General features: G+C 56.9%; 20 protein-coding genes. 10 read left to right on the plus strand and 10 right to left on the minus strand.

Annotation, left to right across the window (positions count from 1 at the left end; genetic code table 11):
• The first annotated feature begins 7 nt into the window (after positions 1-7).
• The 5 genes from VF709_RS17585 to VF709_RS17605 all read left to right on the plus strand — a co-directional run bounded on the left by VF709_RS17585 (position 8) and on the right by VF709_RS17605 (position 4692).
• Positions 8-892 carry a dihydrodipicolinate synthase family protein gene (locus tag VF709_RS17585; RefSeq protein ID WP_149896680.1) on the plus strand — a complete coding sequence of 295 codons (885 nt, stop codon included), beginning with the start codon at positions 8-10 and terminating at the stop codon, positions 890-892.
• 76 nt (positions 893-968) lie between these two features.
• Entirely contained in the window at positions 969-2381 is a 1413-nt protein-coding gene (locus VF709_RS17590) for a sodium:solute symporter family protein (RefSeq protein WP_013096620.1), read from the plus strand.
• A gap of 1 nt (position 2382) precedes the next feature.
• Positions 2383-3546 (plus strand): sialidase family protein, encoded by a 1164-nt coding sequence (locus VF709_RS17595; RefSeq protein WP_062934450.1) that lies wholly within the window; start codon positions 2383-2385, stop codon positions 3544-3546.
• A complete protein-coding gene (locus VF709_RS17600) occupies positions 3543-4013 on the plus strand; it encodes a YhcH/YjgK/YiaL family protein (protein ID WP_149896678.1) in 471 nt (156 codons plus the stop codon). The genes VF709_RS17595 and VF709_RS17600 overlap by 4 nt, the downstream gene beginning before the upstream one ends.
• Position 4014: 1 nt before the next feature.
• Positions 4015-4692, plus strand: coding sequence for an SDR family NAD(P)-dependent oxidoreductase (locus VF709_RS17605; protein ID WP_058684677.1), 678 nt, complete (start codon positions 4015-4017; stop codon positions 4690-4692).
• Here the strand turns inward: VF709_RS17605 and VF709_RS17610 are convergent.
• Both VF709_RS17610 and VF709_RS17615 read right to left on the minus strand, forming a co-directional pair.
• Positions 4689-5480: a PhzF family phenazine biosynthesis protein gene (locus VF709_RS17610; protein WP_149896677.1), complete on the minus strand. Its 792-nt coding sequence runs from the start codon at positions 5478-5480 to the stop codon at positions 4689-4691. The two genes, VF709_RS17605 and VF709_RS17610, sit on opposite strands and share 4 nt — an antisense overlap.
• 27 nt (positions 5481-5507) lie before the next feature.
• On the minus strand, positions 5508-6296 hold the full coding sequence (locus tag VF709_RS17615; protein WP_149896676.1) for a PhzF family phenazine biosynthesis protein: 789 nt from the start codon (positions 6294-6296) through the stop codon (positions 5508-5510).
• A gap of 175 nt (positions 6297-6471) precedes the next feature.
• On the opposite strand from VF709_RS17615, the gene VF709_RS17620 reads away from it, so the two are divergent.
• On the plus strand, positions 6472-7668 hold the full coding sequence (locus VF709_RS17620; protein WP_029883786.1) for a sugar transporter: 1197 nt from the start codon (positions 6472-6474) through the stop codon (positions 7666-7668).
• Positions 7669-7749: 81 nt separating this feature from the next.
• Here the strand turns inward: VF709_RS17620 and VF709_RS17625 are convergent, their stop codons facing one another.
• Positions 7750-8415 (minus strand): MarC family NAAT transporter, encoded by a 666-nt coding sequence (locus VF709_RS17625; protein WP_013096626.1) that lies wholly within the window; start codon positions 8413-8415, stop codon positions 7750-7752.
• Positions 8416-8671: 256 nt separating this feature from the next.
• On the opposite strand from VF709_RS17625, the gene marR reads away from it, so the two are divergent.
• Genes marR through marB form a run of 3 tightly spaced genes read left to right on the plus strand, consistent with a single transcriptional unit; the run spans position 8672 to position 9758 of the window.
• A complete protein-coding gene (gene marR / locus VF709_RS17630) occupies positions 8672-9106 on the plus strand; it encodes a multiple antibiotic resistance transcriptional regulator MarR (protein WP_013096627.1) in 435 nt (144 codons plus the stop codon).
• A 20-nt stretch (positions 9107-9126) separates the two neighbouring features.
• Positions 9127-9507, plus strand: a complete 381-nt coding sequence (gene marA, locus VF709_RS17635; protein WP_008502237.1) for an MDR efflux pump AcrAB transcriptional activator MarA — start codon at positions 9127-9129, stop codon at positions 9505-9507.
• A 32-nt stretch (positions 9508-9539) separates the two neighbouring features.
• Complete coding sequence (marB, locus tag VF709_RS17640; RefSeq protein WP_013096628.1) at positions 9540-9758, plus strand: multiple antibiotic resistance protein MarB; 219 nt, start codon at positions 9540-9542, stop codon at positions 9756-9758.
• A gap of 37 nt (positions 9759-9795) precedes the next feature.
• On the opposite strand, the gene eamA is transcribed toward marB, so the two are convergent.
• A complete protein-coding gene (gene eamA, locus VF709_RS17645; RefSeq protein WP_013096629.1) occupies positions 9796-10695 on the minus strand; it encodes an O-acetylserine/cysteine exporter in 900 nt (299 codons plus the stop codon).
• Between the two features lie 194 nt (positions 10696-10889).
• On the opposite strand from eamA, the gene ydeE reads away from it, so the two are divergent.
• Positions 10890-12107, plus strand: coding sequence for an efflux MFS transporter YdeE (gene ydeE / locus VF709_RS17650; RefSeq protein ID WP_149896675.1), 1218 nt, complete (start codon positions 10890-10892; stop codon positions 12105-12107).
• A gap of 46 nt (positions 12108-12153) precedes the next feature.
• Here ydeE and zinT read toward each other — a convergent pair whose 3' ends face one another.
• From zinT to urtA, 6 genes are read right to left on the minus strand one after another with little or no spacing between them, the layout of a single operon-like run.
• Positions 12154-12792 (minus strand): metal-binding protein ZinT, encoded by a 639-nt coding sequence (gene zinT, locus VF709_RS17655; protein WP_013096631.1) that lies wholly within the window; start codon positions 12790-12792, stop codon positions 12154-12156.
• Positions 12793-12845: 53 nt separating this feature from the next.
• Complete coding sequence (gene urtE, locus VF709_RS17660; RefSeq protein ID WP_045294027.1) at positions 12846-13544, minus strand: urea ABC transporter ATP-binding subunit UrtE; 699 nt, start codon at positions 13542-13544, stop codon at positions 12846-12848.
• Between the two features lie 9 nt (positions 13545-13553).
• Positions 13554-14351: an urea ABC transporter ATP-binding protein UrtD gene (urtD, locus tag VF709_RS17665; protein WP_149896674.1), complete on the minus strand. Its 798-nt coding sequence runs from the start codon at positions 14349-14351 to the stop codon at positions 13554-13556.
• Positions 14351-15424: an urea ABC transporter permease subunit UrtC gene (gene urtC, locus VF709_RS17670; protein ID WP_062934444.1), complete on the minus strand. Its 1074-nt coding sequence runs from the start codon at positions 15422-15424 to the stop codon at positions 14351-14353. Before urtC ends, urtD begins: the two co-directional genes overlap by 1 nt.
• Positions 15424-16998: an urea ABC transporter permease subunit UrtB gene (gene urtB, locus VF709_RS17675; protein WP_095427388.1), complete on the minus strand. Its 1575-nt coding sequence runs from the start codon at positions 16996-16998 to the stop codon at positions 15424-15426. The genes urtC and urtB overlap by 1 nt, the downstream gene beginning before the upstream one ends.
• 24 nt (positions 16999-17022) lie before the next feature.
• A complete protein-coding gene (gene urtA, locus VF709_RS17680; protein WP_013096636.1) occupies positions 17023-18294 on the minus strand; it encodes an urea ABC transporter substrate-binding protein in 1272 nt (423 codons plus the stop codon).
• Positions 18295-18485 lie beyond the last annotated feature (191 nt).

The following is an 18485-nucleotide window of genomic DNA, read 5'->3' on the forward strand; positions in this document are numbered from 1 at the left end:
GTAAGAAATGCGTAACAACATCAAGGGCGTGCTGACGGCCATCGTCACCCCCTTTGACGCGGCAGGCGAACTCAACCTTCCCGGCTTAACGCGGCAGGTCGCCCGGCAGCTGGACGCCGGAAACGGCATTTTTTGCGGCGGAACCAACGGCGAGTTCTTTGTCCTGAACGAAGCGGAAAAAATCGCGGTCACCCGGACCTGTGTGGAAACCGTCGCCGGACGCGCGCCCGTCGTGGCGCATATTGGCGAAATCTCCACCCGCGACACCATCCGGCTGGGAAAACAGATCGCCGCGCTGGGTGTGGATGCGGTTTCCGTCATCACCCCTTACTTCGTGCCGCTGAAACAGTCTGAGCTCATCGCACACTACACCGCCGTCGCTGACGCGCTAACCGTACCGGTCTTTCTGTACAACATTCCGGCGCGGACCGGCAACACCCTTGAGCCCGCCACGGTACGGGCGCTGGCCGAACACCCCAACATTTCAGGTATTAAAGACAGTGCCGGGAGCTATGAAAGCCTGCGCGGTTTCCTCAACGCGGTAAGCGACATTGACGGGTTCGACGTGCTGAACGGACCAGATTCACTGATCCATCAGGGCTTCGTCGAGGGATGTTCAGCCTGTATTTCCGGGCTGGCAAACGTGGCGCCAGCGGCGATCAACGCCATCTGGTCACGCTTTAACGCGGGTGATGTTGAAGGTTCCCGGCAGGCGCAGGAGCGCGTTACCCGGCTCCGCACCGAGCTGTACAGCGTGGCGTTTTCCCCTGCCGCTGTTAAAAAGGCCCTGCAAATCATGGGCGAGGATGTCGGAGAGAGTCGCTATGCCGTGGCGTTTAGCGAGCAGCAGTGCCAACAGATTCGCCAGATAGTGACAACGTCACTTAGCTAAACGGCGTTGGTTTCGTCAATAAGAATACCGGGTACCTGAGGTGCCCAGGATTCACTCGCCCTGAAGAGAGGCAAAGATGAATAATTTTACCGCTGAAGATACCCTGATCATTGTGGGCATAGTCATTGCCTACATCCTGTTCACCACCTGGCTGACCTTCCGGATCCGCAGTAAAAACTCCGGAGACTTTATGGAAGGCTCCCGCGCGATGCCGGCGTTTATTGTCGGGATCCTGCTGATGTCTGAGTATATCGGCGCTAAATCCACCATCGGCACCGCGCAGGCGGCGTTCGAGGACGGGTTTGCTGCGTCATGGTCCGTCATCGGGGCCGCAATTGGTTTCCCGCTTTTTGGCCTGTTGCTGGTAAAACGCATATACAACACCGGGAAAATCACCATCTCGGGTGCGATTGCTGAAAAGTACGGTAACAGCACCAAAAACATTATCTCCCTCATCATGATCTACGCCCTGCTGCTGGTTAATGTGGGGAATTACGTCAGCGGCGCAGCAGCCATTTCTACCGTACTGAAAGTCAATCTGCCCGTTGCCGCTTTCATTACGGCTATCGTCAGTACCTTCTATTTCGCCTTCGGCGGCATGAAAGGCGTGGCGTGGGTAACTGTGCTGCACAGTGCGCTGAAATACTTCGGCATTCTGGCCATCATGGGTTTTGCGTTATCCAAAACCGGCGGTTTCACGCCGATGATCGAAAACATGCCGGACTTCTACTGGACCTGGGATGGCAACATCGGCGCGTCGACCATTTTCGCGTGGCTTATCGGCACCATTGGCTCCATCTTCTGCACCCAGTTTGTGATCCAGGCCATCTCCTCCACTAAAGATGTTAAATCGGCCAAACGCTCCACCTGGGTCGCGTTCTTCTTCTGCCTGCCGATCGCGCTGGCCATTGCGGTGATTGGCGTGGCGGCAAAATACCTGCATCCGGAGATCGACAGCCTGTATGCGATGCCGATTTTCCTGCAGGATATGAACCCGTGGCTGGCCGGTCTGGTCACCACCTCTCTGGTGGCGTCCATCTTCGTCAGCGTCAGTACCGTGGCGCTCGCCATTGCCTCCCTGGTGGTCAAAGATTTCTACGTGCCGATGCGCAACCCGACCCCCGAGCAGGAGTTTAAAGCTACCCGCTGGATCTCCCTGCTGATTGGTTTCCTGCCGCTGATTTTTGTTCTGCTGGTGCCTGAAGTGCTAAAGCTGTCGTTCTTTACCCGCGCCATTCGTCTGTCGATTTCCGTCGTGGCGGTCATCGCGTTCTACGCCCCGTTCTTCCGCAGTACTCGCGGAGCCAATGCTGGGCTGATCGGCGCCTGCGTCGTGACCTCTGTCTGGTATCTGCTGGGCGATCCGTTTGGCATTAACAATATGTACATCGCCCTGCTGACCCCTGCGGTCATCATGGTCATCGACCGTCTCATTCCGGGAAAGGCACAGGGTAAAGCGCCAACCCCCGTTGAAAACAATGGAGTCTGATATGTCTGTAACCGTAACCCGCGACGGGATTATTCGCCCACAACAGGATACGCGCGTGGAGGCGGCCATGCTGCCTTCCGCCTGCCCACAAAACCACGCGGCAAATCTGCTGCCGCTGCCGGATGGTTCGCTGATGTGCGTCTGGTTTGGCGGTACCCAGGAGGGTATTGCGGATATCTCTGTGTGGGGTTCGCGCCTGTCACCGGGAAGCCAGCAGTGGAGTGAGGCAGAAAAACTGTCGGATGATGCCACGCGCTCCGAACAGAACCCGGTTCTGTTCCTGGCACCCGATAACGTGCTGTGGCTGCTGTGGACCGCGCAAATTTCCGGCAACCAGGACACCGCTATTGTGCGCTATCGCCAGTCCCGGGATCTGGGTAAAACCTGGGGGGACATCGCGACCCTGCTCGATAAACCCGGCACCTTTATTCGTCAGCCGATTGTCGTGCTGGAGAACGGGAACTGGCTGCTGCCGGTGTTTTACTGCCGCACCCGGCCGGGTGAGAAATGGGTCGGTAACGATGACATCAGCGCGGTGAAAATCTCCGAAGACGGGGGCAAAACCTGGCGTGATGTCGAGGTGCCGGACAGCCTGGGCTGCGTCCATATGAATATCACCCCGCTGCGCAATGGCACCCTGGTTGCCCTGTTCCGCAGCCGCTGGGCGGATAACATTTATTACAGCCAGTCAACGGACAACGGCGAAAGCTGGTCCGTGCCGGAACCCACGGTATTACCTAACAACAACTCCTCTATCCAGGTGACAACGCTTGCCAGTGGCGAGCTGGCGCTGGTGTTTAACCTCATGAGCGCCGCCGGGGCGCAGGAGCGTCGCGCCTCTCTGTACGATGAAATTGACGATGGCGATGGCCGTAAAGAGCCGGTTGTGACCCACGGTCGAACCGCCTTCTGGGGTGCCCCGCGTGCGCCGATGACCGTCGCCATTTCGCCGGACGGAGGCAAAAGCTGGCCGTGGCAACGGCATCTGGACGAGGGAGACGGCTACTGCATGACTAACAACTCTCTGGAGAAACTGAACCGTGAGTTTTCCTATCCGAGCATTAAGCAGAGCCCGGATGGCAGCCTGCATATCGCCTACACCTACTTTCGTCAGGCCATAAAATACGTGCGGGTGACGCCCGAGTGGGTCAAGGAGTCAGCATGATTATTGGACATCTCGACGCCCTGCCGCTGGCAGGGTTACCGCCGGTGTTGTATGCCCTGCTGTCCCGCCCGGACTGCACGCTGCAGGCGCTTAGCGAACGCGATGACGGCCGCTGGCAGCCGGACAATGCCCCCTGGTTTTGCCAGATTGGTCCGGCGCAGACGCAGCCGCGCGCGGAGCGGCATACAGAGTACCATCATCAGTGGGCGGATATTCAGGTTGTGCTGGCGGGAGAAGAACTCATCTATGCCGGCGCGCGCCCTGTTGGCAAGCCGGATGACGAAGAGCGTAAAGCGGACCTGTTCATTGCCAGCTCATCGGCACACAGTGTCCGGATCCGCCTTGGCGCGGGTGACTTTGTGGTCTTTTCTCCCGGAGAACCACACCAGGCGCTGTGCGCCAGCGGCGCGCCGATGACCGTGCGCAAAGCGGTGTTTAAAGTTCCTCGTTCAATGCTGGAGGTCTGACATGCGTCACGCCGTCGTGACCGGAGCCAGCTCCGGAATTGGTGAGGCCATCGTTAAGCGTTTACTGGCGGAAGGCTGGCAGGTCACCGGACTCAGCCGCCGCGCCGTGATGCCGGATACCCCTGGCTTTACGGGGTTACGCGTGGATATCACCGACCCTGATGCACTGAACAGCGCCCTGCACGCCATCGCGACACCGCAGGCGGTGATCCACGCCGCCGGGATGATGGCCGCCGCCCCACTGGGGCAACTGGAAAGCAGGGTTAGCGCGTCACTGTGGCAACTGCACGTCCAGGCCTGCGAAGCCCTGTTTAACCATTTCGCGCCCGCTATGACCGCCGGTGGACGATTTGTGGCGATTGGCAGCAGAACCTCCCGCGGGGCGGCAGGTCGCTCGCAGTATGTTGCCACCAAGGCGGCGATGACAGGGATGGTCAGAAGCTGGGCGGCGGAACTGGCCCCGCGTGGGATCACCGCAAACGTGGTCGCGCCGGGCGCCACCCAAACGCCGATGCTCAACGCACCGGGGCGAGAAAGCTCACCGCCTACCTGTCCGCCCATCGGCCGTCTTATCACGCCAGAAGAGGTCGCGGGACTGGTGAATTTCTTGCTCAGCGATGAAGCGGCCGCCATCACGGGCCAGGAGATGGTGATATGCGGCGGCGCCTCGCTCAGCTAGCGCAGGAAGATACGCCCTTTCAGATAGAGCGTCGCCTGGCCGCCAATCAGCACACGGTCGCCCTTCAGTTCGCAGCGCAGATCCCCGCCACGGTATGAAACCTGGCGGGCGTTCATCGACGTTTTGCCCAGCTTCTCGCTCCAGTACGGTATCAGCATGCTGTGCGCGGATCCGGTGACCGGGTCTTCCGGTACCCCTTCGCCCGGGCAGAAGAAGCGGCTGACGAAGTCATACTCCTCTCCCGGTGCCGTCACGCAGACCATTTTCCCGAGCGGCGCCATCGCTGCAATATCCGGGGTTAAGGCCTCTACCTGTTGCTGGCTCTCCAGTACCACCATGTAATCCCGTCCGACGCGGACCTCTTTAGCCTGGGCTATCCCCAGCGCGCTGAACAGGCCCGGCGGGGGATTGTCGACCACCTCGGTCGACCAGGCAGGGAAATTGAGCGTCAGCCAGTCGCCGTTGCGTTTCACCGTCAACTCACCCACGAAGCGCGTGGTGAAGGTGATTTCGGTATGCGGATAATCGAGGTATTCGAAAATCACGTGGGAGGCTGCCAGCGTCGCGTGGCCGCAGAGGTTGATTTCATGCAGCGTGGTAAACCAGCGCAGCTCGAACCCGGTGTCGGTGCGTACGAAAAACGCCGTCTCAGACTGGTTATGCTGTTGCGCCATTTTGAGCAGCGTCTCATCCGAAAGCCACTCCTCCAGCGGGCATACCGCCGCTGCATTGCCGCCAAACGCCCTGTCGCTGAAGGCATCCACCAGATAAAAATCAATTTCCTGCATTGTCTTTTCCTCTGTTGTTATAGGTATCTAGCGCAGAAAAACTGTGCCTTTCAAATAGCATGACGCCTGTCCGCTCATCAGCACGCGCGAGCCTTTTAGCTCGCACCGCACGTCGCCGCCCCGCGCGGAAACCTGACGGGCAAACATCGTCGTTTTACCCAATTTTTCGCTCCAGTAAGGAATGAGCATGGTATGTGCAGAGCCGGTCACCGGATCTTCCCAGACGGCAACGCCGGGGGAGAAAAAGCGGCTGACGAAATCGTAATCCCCGTCGCCCCGCGCCGTAACGGCAACCTTATGTTCGCCAGGCGTCATGGCTGAAATTGTCGGTGCGAGTGCTTCAACCTGCTGGCGATCTTCCAGCACCACCACCCATGCGCGGCCTTTGCAGGCTTCAACGTAGCGGCGGATACCGAGCGCCGCGAGCATCTCCGGCGGGGGCGTCTCTTCATGCGTTGGACATGCCGGGAAATCCAGCGTCAGCCACTCCCCCTCCCTGCTCACCGTCAGGCGGCCAGAGGCCGTTTCGAAGTGGATCCGCGAGTCAGGATAGTCCAGCTCATTGAACAGAACGTACGCCGCAGCAAGCGTGGCGTGACCGCAAAGATTAACTTCGGCCAGCGTGGTAAACCAGCGTAGCTCAATGCCCCCTTTCGTACAGACGAAAAATGCGGTTTCCGACTGATTATGCTGTTGCGCCATTTTCAGTAACGTTTCGTCCGGCAGCCACGCCTTGAGCGGGCAAACGGCAGCCGGATTTCCGCCAAATGACACATTGCTAAACGCATCGACCAGATAAAAATCAATCTCCTGCACTGTCTTACCGCCTGTTTTTGTTGGAGTGTTCTTTTATATTCAATGAAAACCCTGCCTCCGGCTACCGCTTTCATAAGGTAAATATTGAGATCTGCATCACATAATGGTTGAGTTTTCGCCGTGCAAGGCTTTAAGATCGTCTCCTCTTCTTTTGCAACGAATCTCCGACATCCCTATGACAACGAACACAGTTTCCCGCAGGGTTGCGTGGCTACGCGTGGTCACGCTGGCTATTGCCGCGTTTATTTTCAACACCACAGAATTTGTTCCGGTTGGGCTGTTGTCTGACATCGCAGAGAGTTTCCAGATGGAAACGGCGCAGGTGGGCATTATGTTGACCATTTACGCCTGGGTGGTGGCGTTGATGTCGCTGCCGTTTATGCTGCTGACCAGCCAGATGGAGCGGCGTAAGCTACTGATCGGGCTGTTTGCGTTGTTTATCGCCAGCCACGTGCTGTCGTTCCTGGCGTGGAATTTTACGGTGCTGGTGTTAAGCCGCGTCGGGATCGCCTTTGCGCATGCCGTTTTCTGGTCGATTACCGCGTCGCTGGCTATCCGGCTGGCACCGGCGGGTAAACGCGCCCAGGCGCTGAGCCTGATTGCCACCGGGACCGCGCTGGCGATGGTGCTGGGCCTGCCGATTGGCCGTATCGTGGGCCAGTACTTCGGCTGGCGTACCACGTTCTTCGCCATTGGCATGGGAGCGCTGGTTACCCTGGTGTGTCTGGTAAAACTGCTGCCGAAGCTGCCAAGCGAACATTCCGGCTCACTGAAAAGCCTGCCGCTGTTGATGCGTCGCCCGGCGCTGCTGAGCATTTATCTGCTTACCGTTATTGTGGTCACCGCCCACTATACGGCTTACAGCTATATCGAGCCGTTCGTTCAGGTGGTGGCCGGCTTTAGCGGCAATTTTGCCACCCTTCTCCTGCTGCTCCTTGGCGGGGCGGGCATTATTGGCAGTATTCTTTTCGGCAAGCTTGGCAATCAGCACGCTTCAGCGCTGGTGAGCAGCGCCATCGGTTTGCTGCTGGCGTGTCTGCTGCTGCTGATGCCCGCCGCGGGCAGTGAAAGCCAGCTGGCGATCCTCAGCCTGTTCTGGGGTGTGGCGATCATGATTATCGGTCTCGGGATGCAGGTGAAAGTGCTGGCCCTCGCGCCGGATGCCACAGACGTGGCGATGTCGCTGTTCTCGGGCATTTTTAACCTGGGAATTGGCGCGGGTGCGCTGGTGGGCAATCAGGTGATTCTGCACGTATCTATGTCGGCGATTGGCTATCTGGGGGCCATTCCGGCGCTGGTGGCGCTTATCTGGTCGGTGTTGATCTTCCGTAAATGGCCGGTGGCGCTGGAGGAACAGGGGCAGCACGGGTGACGTCTGTTTGTGCCGGGTGGCGCTGCGCTTACCCGGCCTACAAACCCGTAATAACGTCAGCCCCGCCACCCGGCAATGACCTCAGTGGTAAGTCTTAATAATCTCCAGCACGCCGTTAATAATAAACTGCACGCCCATACATACCAGCAAGAACCCCATCAGACGGGAAATCGCCTCGATACCGCCTTTGCCGACCCAGCGCATAATTGCCCCGGAACTGCGCAATGATGCCCACACAATAATGCCGATCAGTGCAAATATCAGCGGTGGCGCTACGGTCACGACCCAGTCCGGAAACGTAGTGCCGTCACGTACCGTTGAGGCAGAACTGATGATCATCGCAATGGTACCTGGCCCTGCCGTGCTCGGCATGGCTAGCGGTACAAAGGCGATATTCGCACTCGGTTCGGTCTCCAGCTCTTCGGATTTGCTCTTCGCTTCAGGCGATTCATGCGCTTTTTGCGCCGGAAACAGCATGCGGAAACCGATAAAGGCCACAATCAGCCCCCCGGCGATACGCAGGCCCGGGATGGAGATCCCGAAGGTATTCATCACCAGCTGACCGGCGTAGTAAGCCACCATCATGATGGCGAACACATACACTGAGGCCATCATCGACTGATGATTTCGCTCTGCGCTGTTCATATTCCCTGCCAGCCCGAGGAAAAGCGCTACCGTCGTTAACGGGTTGGCCAACGGCAGTAATACCACCAGCCCAAGACCAATTGCTTTTATCAAATCCAACATAGTGCGTCGTTGTCCTTATCCATGTTTATCACCGCAATTATAGGGTGAAAGTGTGACATTGAGCCATTCACGCAACGTAACGATTATTTTCATAAAGGAACGATAACCCTGCGTTATCTGTATGATTTGAAAGACCTCAACAAAAGTTCATGAAACGTTTTAGCAATTCGTGGCATCCGCAGATCCATTCAGTTGACTTATACTTGCCTGAGCAATAATATCTGCCGTGATTAAACTACTTGCCAGGGCAACCATTGTGAAAAGCACCAGTGATATCTTCAACGACGTTGTTCCGCTGGGTCGTCTTATTCATCTGGTTAATCAGAAAAAAGACCGCCTGCTGAATGACTATCTGTCGCCGCTGGATATCACCGCAACGCAGTTTAAAGTGCTGTGCTCCATTCGCTGCCAGGTGTGTATCACCCCGGTTGAGTTAAAAAAGGTGCTCTCTGTCGATCTGGGCGCGCTGACCCGCATGCTGGATCGTCTCGTCTGTAAAGGATGGATAGAACGAAGCCCTAACCCGAATGACAAGCGCGGCGTCCTGGTGACACTCACCAGCGACGGTGCGGATATGTGTGAACAATGTCATCAATTAGTAGGACAAACACTGCATCAGGAACTAACAAAAAACTTAACGGCAGAGGAAGTGGCAACGCTTGAGCTTTTGCTTAAGAAAATACTGCCGTAAACAGAAAAAGAGGTATGACGATGTCCAGACGCAATACTGACGCTATCACTATTCATAGCATTTTGGACTGGATCGAAGATAACCTGGAATCGCCGCTCTCCCTTGAAAAAGTGTCAGAGCGTTCAGGTTACTCCAAATGGCACCTGCAACGGATGTTTAAAAAAGAGACCGGTCATTCATTAGGTCAATATATTCGCAGCCGCAAGCTGACGGAAATTGCCCAAAAACTGAAAGAAAGCAATGAACCGATCCTTTATCTGGCGGAGCGATACGGGTTTGAATCGCAACAGACCCTGACGCGTACGTTTAAGAACTACTTCGACGTGCCGCCTCATAAGTATCGTATCACCAGCGTGCCGGGTGAATCCCGATACCTTTATCCGCTAAAACATTGTAGTTAATCATCGCCTGTAAAGACGTAACCGAGGAAATCATGAACGTTACCGCCTCCGCCGCCCTCGCCTTGCTGGTGCTCTTTTCCAGCCAGACCTTCGCGGAGCAACCCCCTCGTGCAACGCAGCAAAATAATCATGACACGATGATTTTGCCGTCAGCACATAGCCAGTCCCCTTATGATTTCAACCACATGGGGTCTGGTAGCGACAAATCCGACGAATTAGGCGTGCCTTATTATAATCAGCACGGCTTCTGATTCGTTTTGCCCCGCCGATGCGGGGCTTTTTTCTGCCCTAATTCCGCACTCGCGCCGCCCGACGCACGCGTAAGCCAAACACGTTGATATACAGCCCGGCCATGATCAGCACCGCGCCGAGCAGCTGTAATGCACTCAGCTTTTCGTCCAGCAAAATCGCAGCGCTCGCCAGCCCGACAACCGGCACCAGCAGCGATAACGGCGCCACGCGCCAGGTTTCGTAGCGCCCCAGCAGAGAACCCCAGATCCCGTACCCGATAATGGTGGCGACAAACGCCAGGTAGACCAGTGACAGTATGGTGGTGAGATCGATTTCAACCAGACTCGTCAGCATCACCGCCGGGCCATCAAAAATCAGCGAGGCCACCATAAACGGCACAATCGGGATCAGCGCGCTCCAGACCACCAGCGACATGACCTGCGGGCGTGTTTCATGCTGCATGATCAGCTTGTTGAAAATATTGCCGCAGGCCCAGCTCAGCCCCGCCGCCAGCGTCAGCATAAAGCCCAGTAACGCCACGTGCTGGCCGTTCAGGCTGGCCTCAATCAGCACCAGCACGCCAAACACGGCCAGAGTGATCCCCGCCAGCTGTTTGCCCTGTAAACGCTCGCCAAAAACAAACGCACCAAGAATGATGGTGAAGAACGCCTGCGCCTGCAGCACCAGCGAGGCAAGACCGGCAGGCATACCGAACTTAATGGCGCAGAACAGAAATGCAAACTGGCCAAAGCTGATGGTCAGGCCATAACCCAGCAGCAGCGTTAGCGGGATTTTCGGGCGGGCAACAAAAAACAGTGCCGGGAAGGCGACCAGCATAAAGCGCAAACCGGCCAACATCAGCGGGGGCATGTTATGCAACCCCACTTTGATGACCACAAAATTAAGTCCCCATACGATGACCACCAGCAGTGCCAGCAATCCGTCTTTACGCGTCATACCCTGCCCCTGATTTATTAATAATTTGTTAACACTTCAAGGTAACAGAAAAAAGTGCGTCGCGAGAAGATCATTAATTCTGGCAGGCAGTTGAAGCACTTACGGATAAATTGGGCGCTATACAAGCCTCTTATGTCGTGATACTCCTTTTAGGACACACTATAAAAAAGCATAAGCATTTGTCGGGCAGGAATATGAAACCATCTCTCAGGCGTTCAACCGCAGCGCTGCTGGCATCGTCATTGTTATTAACCATCGGTCGTGGCGCTACGCTGCCGTTTATGACTATTTATCTCACGCGCGTGTTTAACATGAGCGTCGAGAATATTGGTTATGCCCTGACCATTGCCTTGACCATCGGCGTGGTATTCAGCCTGGGGTTTGGCATTCTGGCCGATAAGTTCGATAAAAAGCGCTACATGCTGATCGCGATTGTGGCGTTTATCGCCGGTTTTGTGGCGATCCCGCTGGTCAATAACGTCACGCTGGTGGTGCTGTTCTTTTCGTTAATCAACTGTGCCTATTCTGTTTTCTCGACGGTGCTGAAAGCCTGGTTCTCCGACGTGCTGACCTCCAGTGAAAAAGCCCGCGTTTTTTCGCTGAACTACAGTTTTTTGAACATCGGCTGGACGATCGGGCCGCCTCTTGGCACGTTTCTGGTGATGTACAGCCTGCAGCTGCCGTTCTGGCTGGCCGCGTTCTGTGCCGCCCTGCCGCTGGGGTTTATCCACTTCTTTGTGCAAAAAAGCATTGCGTTAGATACCGCGGAGCAGAAGGCAACGTGGCAGCCGTCGGTTTTGCTGAAAGACCGCGCGCTGTTCTGGTATACGCTCTCTGGCCTGCTCGCGTCATACGTCGGCGGGTCGTTCGCGAGCTGTATTTCGCAGTATGTCCTGGCCGCGCATGCAGACAGTGATTTCGCCGAAAAGGTGGTCGCCGTGGTTCTGCCCGTCAACGCCGCCGTGGTGGTAACGCTGCAGTACGCACTCGGACGCAAAATCTCTGCCAGCAATATTCGCCCGTTGATGACGGCCGCCACCCTGTTTTTTATCGTGGGGTTGGGTGGCTTTATGCTCTCCGGAGAAAACCTGATTTACTGGGGCATCGCCGCCGCCATCTTTACGCTGGGTGAGATTATTTATGCACCGGGTGAATATATGCTGATCGACAACATCGCCCCGCCGGGTATGAAAGCAAGCTACTTCTCCGCTCAGGCGCTGGGCTGGCTCGGCGCGGCGGCCAACCCGATGATCACCGGCATCATCCTGACCCATTTGCCGCACTGGTCGCTGTTTATGATTATGATGGCGGCTATCATCATTGCCTGGCTGATGATCCTGCGTGGAATGAGCGTGAAGCGTGAAGATTGCGTGTCGGGTAGCGCTGCGCTTACCCGACCTACAAAACCCTGATCGCAGGCCGGGTAAGGCGTAGCCGCCACCCGGCAACAGCAACAGCCTAGTGGTGCAGCATCTCCTCCACCACCTGTTCTTTGTACATCTCGTTTGGATAATAGGTCGGCCAGTTATCCATCTCTTTCAGCAGTGCCTCGTGGGAGGTATTGCCCATAAAGATGTGGAAGTGGGATGAGGCTTTTGGCGCAATGGTGTGGTCGCTGAACTGAACAAACTTCGGTGCCTTGCTGCCCGCGTCCTTACACTCAAACAGATAGCGAACACCTTTTTTGCCTGACGCGTAGGTCAGAATTTTGTAGCCGCTGTAATCATACTGACAGCGGCTGACCTCTTTACCTTTGTGGAATTCCATGACGTTATTTTCGATGCCGATAGCCTCCACATCGGTGGCGTACCCCGTGCGGTAATAGGCTTTGATCTCGTCGAACGTTTTATTGTCCTTCTGCGCCTTCTTTCTGAAAACCGGATCCAGCGAGCCATCCAGCAGGAAGGGATAAACGGACTGCCAGGTGCCGTCCCAGTCGGACAGTTTCCGGTCCTTAACATCTTTGTCCGCAAACACGCCGTTTGCCGCCTTTTGCTCCGCTTCGGTCATCTGGTGACCGTGTGAGTGGGCAAACAGCTGGCCGCTGACCAGCAGCGCCCCCAGAGTCATCGCAAATTTTCCAATATGTGCAGCCACAACAGTATCCTCACTCCGTTTTTATAAGAATGAGGATGTTATATTATAACATTTCAGATCGCAACCTGTCCGCGAACGCCCTCCTGCTCCATGTTTTCTCCCCGTCCTCGCTGGATAATGGTGCCGCGAGACATGAGCAGATAGCTATCTGCCAGCGCTGCCGCAAAGTCATAAAACTGCTCCACAAGCAGGATCGCCATGTCCCCCCGGTCTGCAAGCTGGCGGATCACGTGGCCAATCTCTTTGATTACCGAGGGCTGAATGCCTTCGGTAGGTTCATCGAGGATCAGCAGCCGCGGACGGCTCGCCAGGGCGCGACCTATCGCCAGCTGCTGCTGTTGTCCGCCAGAGAGATCGCCTCCGCGTCGATGCTTCATCTCTTTTAATACCGGGAAAAGCTGCCAGATTTCCTCCGGGACATGTTTTGCTTCGCGGGCTGAGAAGCGCGAGAGCCCCATGAGCAGATTCTCTTCCACGGTTAAGCGCGGGAAAATCTCACGTCCCTGCGGTACATACGCCACGCCAGACTGCACCCGCTGGTGCGGCTTGCTGTGGGTGATCTTTTTCCCCTGCCAGATAACCTCACCCGTTTTCGCCGGGATCAGCCCCATCAGACACTTCAGCAGCGTGGTTTTACCCACGCCATTGCGCCCCAGCAGGCAGGTCACTTCGCCGGTGATAGCCTCAAAGCTCACGCCGCGCAGAATATGGCTTCCACCGTAGTATTGATTCAGTTCGTTAACCTGTAACATCAAAGCTCCTTAGCGTCCCAGATAGACTTCAATTACCTGCTCGTTGGCCTGCACCTCGCGAAGCGAGCCTTCTGCCAGCACCTGTCCCTGATGCAGTACGGTCACGCGATCGGCAATGGTTTCAACAAACCCCATGTCATGCTCAACCACCATCAACGAGTGCTTGCCTGCCAGGGTCCGGAAAAGCTCGGCGGTGTACTCGGTCTCCGCGTCCGTCATCCCGGCGGCGGGTTCGTCCAGCAACAGCAGATGCGGATCCTGGACCAGCAGCATTCCGATCTCGAGGAACTGTTTTTGTCCGTGCGAAAGCAGTCCGGCGCGGCGGTCGCGTTCACCGGCGAGCCGCAGCAGGACCAGCATCTCATCAATACGATCGCGCTGTTCGCCGTTGAGTTTGGCCCGCAGGCTTGCCCAGACGGACTTGTCGGTTTTCATGGCAATCTCAAGGTTTTCCCATACCGTCAGCGCCCCAAATACCGTCGGTTTCTGAAACTTGCGGCCAATCCCCTGGCGCGCAATGGCGGCTGGCTCAAGCTGGGTCAGATCTACCGACTGGTCATAAACGGCTTTACCGCTTTTTGGCCGCGTTTTGCCGGTGATCACGTCCATCAGCGTGGTTTTTCCCGCGCCGTTTGGCCCAATCACGCAGCGCAATTCTCCCACGCCGATGTTCAGCGTGAGATCCGTCAGCGCCTGAAACCCATCGAAGTTGACGTTGATCTTATCCAGCTGCAGCACCGGGTCCGTCTGCTCGCGATAGCGATCCCCGGGCAGCTGGCGAGTGAATAATCCTTCTGCTGGCTGCATTATTTCTCTCCCTTACGAAACAGGCCATAGACGCCGCGCGGTAAAAACAGCGTAACCGCAATAAAAATCAGCCCGAGAAACAGCTGCCAGTATTCCGGCATTGCGACGGTGAAGAAACTCTTCGCGCCGTTCACCAGCGCCGCGCCAATGACCGGGCCAACCAGCGTGCCGCGGCCGCCCAGCGCCACCCAGATGGCGGCTTCAATGGAGTTGGTCGGCGACATTTCACCGGGGTTAATAATCCCGACCTGCGGCACATAGAGCGCTCCCGCCAGGCCACACAGCACGGCGGAAAGCGTCCATACCAGCAGTTTAAATCCCTTCGGATCGTAGCCGCAAAACGTCAGGCGGTTTTCAGCGTCGCGCACGGCGGTGAGAATACGGCCAAACTTGCTTCTGGCGAGGGCAAAGCCGATGCCAAGCGTGAGGAGCAGCAACATGACGGTCGCCAGAAACAGCGCGATACGGGTCGTGGTCGCGGTGATGGAGAACCCCAGCAACGTGGTAAAACCGGTAAAACCGTTATTGCCACCAAACCCGGTTTCGTTGCGAAAGAACAGCAACATTCCCGCGTACGTCAGGGCCTGCGTCATGATCGAGAAATAAACCCCTTTGATTTTTGAGCGAAAGGCAAACCAGCCAAACACCAGCGCCAGCAGCCCCGGCACCATCACAATCAGTACCAGCGCCCAGGCAAAGTGCTGGGTTCCCCACCAGAACCACGGCAGTTCGCTCCAGGAGAGAAACGACATAAATGCGGGCAGCCCATCACCCGCGGCCTCGCGCATCAGGTACATCCCCATGGCGTATCCGCCCAGGGCGAAGAAGATCCCGTGGCCCAGCGAGAGCATACCGGCATATCCCCATACCAGATCGAGCGCCACCGCAACGATGGCGTAGCACAGGATTTTGCCGAGCAGCGTCAGCATCCAGGTCGACAGCGCCAGCGGATGGGTGGCGGGCAACATCGCAAAGAACGGCAATATAAGCAAACACGCCACCAGCAGGCTGCCTGCAATCTGCGTTGTGCGTGGCGCTTTTCGCGCCAGTTTTAAGGTAAGTGGCTGGCTCATCAGTCAGTGACCCTCCCTTTCAGCGCAAACAATCCCTGCGGACGTTTCTGAATAAACAGAATAATGGCCACCAGAATGACGATTTTGCCCAGCACGGCCCCCATCTGCGGCTCAAGAATTTTGTTGAAGATCCCAAGGCCAAACGCCGCCGCCACGCTCCCTGCCAATTGTCCAACGCCACCAAGAACCACCACCAGGAAGGAGTCGATAATGTAACCCTGGCCCAGTTCCGGCCCGACGTTGCCCAGCTGGGAGAGCGCCACGCCGCCTAAACCGGCAATGCCGGAGCCCAGACCAAACGCCAGCATATCGACACGTCCGGTCGGCACCCCGCAGCAGGCCGCCATGCTGCGGTTTTGCGTTACCGCACGCACGTTCAGGCCGAGACGGGTTTTATTCAGGACCAGCCAGGTGAAGAACAGCACCATCAGCACAAAGCCCAATACCACAATGCGGTTCCACGGTAGCGTCAGGTTGGCAAACACCTGCACCCCGCCTGACAGCCAGGCCGGGTTTGCCACCTCCAGGTTTTGTGCGCCAAACGTCATGCGTACCAGCTGAATCAGCATCAGGCTGATACCCCAGGTGGCGAGTAATGTCTCCAGCGGACGACCGTAGAGATGGCGGATCACGGTGCGTTCAAGGATCATCCCGATGCCTGCGGTCAGGCAGAAGGCAACAGGCAGCGCGACGACCGGATACAGCGCCAGCCACTGAGGCGTGACGCTGGCCATGATCTGCTGAACCATCCACGTGGCGTACGCCCCAAGCATCAGCATCTCGCCGTGCGCCATGTTGATGACACCCAGCAGCCCATAGGTGATCGCCAGCCCCAGCGCCGCCAGCAGCAGGACCGAGCCCAGCGACAGCCCCATAAACGCCTGCCCGAGGAGATCGCCCCACATCAGACGGTGCTGAATTTGGCTCAGGCTCTCCCCGGCGGCGGCACGCACGCGGGCATCCGGTTCGGTTTGCGTCTGGGTATATGGCATGAGTCGGGATGGCACGTCCGGGTCGTCAGATTGCCCGAGCCGTTCAATAGCCTGAAGACGCACGTCAGCCTGTGGGCTGGCGAGCTGGAGATTAGCCAGCGCCAGCAGCAGCGACTGGCGCGCCACATCGTCCGTTTCACTGCTTACCCGCGTTTGCAGGAGGCCGATCATTTCCGGCTGCGCATCCCGCTGTAACTGGCGCGCGGCGGCACGCCGCTGCGTGACGTTGTCACTGATAAGCTGATGCGTAGCGTTGGCCGTGGCGGCCAGCACCCGCAGACGGTTGGTCAGGCGTACTGCTTTGGTTTGCCCTTCTGCAGCAGGGAAATCTCCCAGCGCCACCATCTCGCCATTGCGTCGCGCAAAGGCATGTTTCTGGCTGTCGGCAAACAGATTTTCGTTTTGCAGCGCCTGCAGTAACGGCAATCTTGCGGCATCCGGCGCGAGAGCCCAGCGGGTCAGCATATCCGCCTGCTGGCTGCGGCTGGCGGCAACAAATTGATCGGCATCCGATGCCTGCGCCATCCCTGGCAGCAGTCCGGTAAGCCATACAATAGCGATCATCATGCGCATGGCGTTCATGACTTTTCTCCCTGCAGTAATGGCTTAGTTGCTGGCGGTCTTCATCGGCTGATCGGGCTTTTTATCATTCCCGGCGATGAACGGGCTCCACGGCTGGGCGCGTACCGGCTCTTCCGTCTGCCAGACCACGTTAAACTGACCGTTACCTTCGATTTCACCGATCATGACCGGCTTATGCAGGTGATGGTTGGTGGCATCCATGGTGAGCGTAAAGCCGGAGGGTGCCTTAAAGGACTGTCCGGCCATGGCCGCGCGCACTTTATCCACGTCGGTGGTGCCTGCTTTCTCTACCGCCTGCGCCCACATGTGGATCCCAACATAGGTGGCTTCCATCGGGTCGTTGGTGACTACGGTATCGGCGTTAGGCAGCTTATGGGCTTTGGCATAGGCTTTATAGTCCGCCACGAAGGCCTGGTTGGTCGGGTTATCAACGGACTCGAAGTAGTTCCACGCGGCCAGGTTGCCGACCAGCGGTTTGGTGTCAATCCCGCGCAGCTCCTCTTCGCCAACGGAGAACGCCACCACCGGGACATCGGTTGCTTTCAGCCCCTGGTTAGCCAGTTCTTTGTAGAACGGGACGTTAGAATCGCCGTTGATGGTGGAGACCACCGCGGTTTTACCGCCTGCGGAGAATTTCTTGATGTTGGCGACGATGGTCTGGTAGTCACTGTGTCCGAACGGGGTGTAGACCTCTTCGATATCTTTGTCTTCCACGCCTTTGGAGTGCAGGAAGGCGCGCAGGATCTTGTTGGTGGTTCGCGGGTAGACATAATCCGTGCCCAACAGGAAGAAGCGTTTAGCGCTACCGCCGTCTTCGCTCATCAGGTACTCCACCGCCGGAATGGCCTGCTGGTTTGGCGCCGCACCGGTATAGAAGACGTTCGGCGACATCTCTTCGCCTTCGTATTGCACCGGATAGAACAGCAGACCGTTCAGTTCCTCAAATACCGGCAGTACGGATTTACGTGACACCGAGGTCCAGCAGCCAAACACCACGGCCACTTTATCCTGGCTCAGCAGCTGACGCGCTTTTTCGGCAAACAGCGGCCAGTTAGAGGCCGGGTCAACCACCACTGGCTCCAGTTTTTTACCCAGCACCCCGCCTTTGGCGTTGATCTCGTCAATCGTCATCAGGGCGACATCTTTCAGCGGCGTTTCTGAGATCGCCATCGTGCCGGAGAGCGAATGCATAATCCCCACTTTGATGGTATCGGCCGCCTGTGCGCCAAAACTCATCCCCATAGCAACGACTGACGCAGACAACGCGAAGGCTTTTAATAATGTACGACGGTGCATATTTTCACTCCTGAAAAAGAACGCTGTGCGAAGACGTCCGTTACGGCATGGACGCGGAAAAATGTCTCAGCGAAACAGGAGCAAAAAGGATGCCAGGATGAATAACGTGCTATTGCAGGATGTGTAACGCGGGATGTAAAGAGAACGACTCAGAATGGTACAGCGCTGCACTTTTATAATGCAGCGCTGTC

Origin of the sequence: Enterobacter sp. Lyrl_3, from assembly GCF_051948675.1 — a bacterium.
In the GTDB taxonomy this organism is placed as follows: Bacteria; Pseudomonadota; Gammaproteobacteria; order Enterobacterales; family Enterobacteriaceae; genus Enterobacter; species Enterobacter cloacae.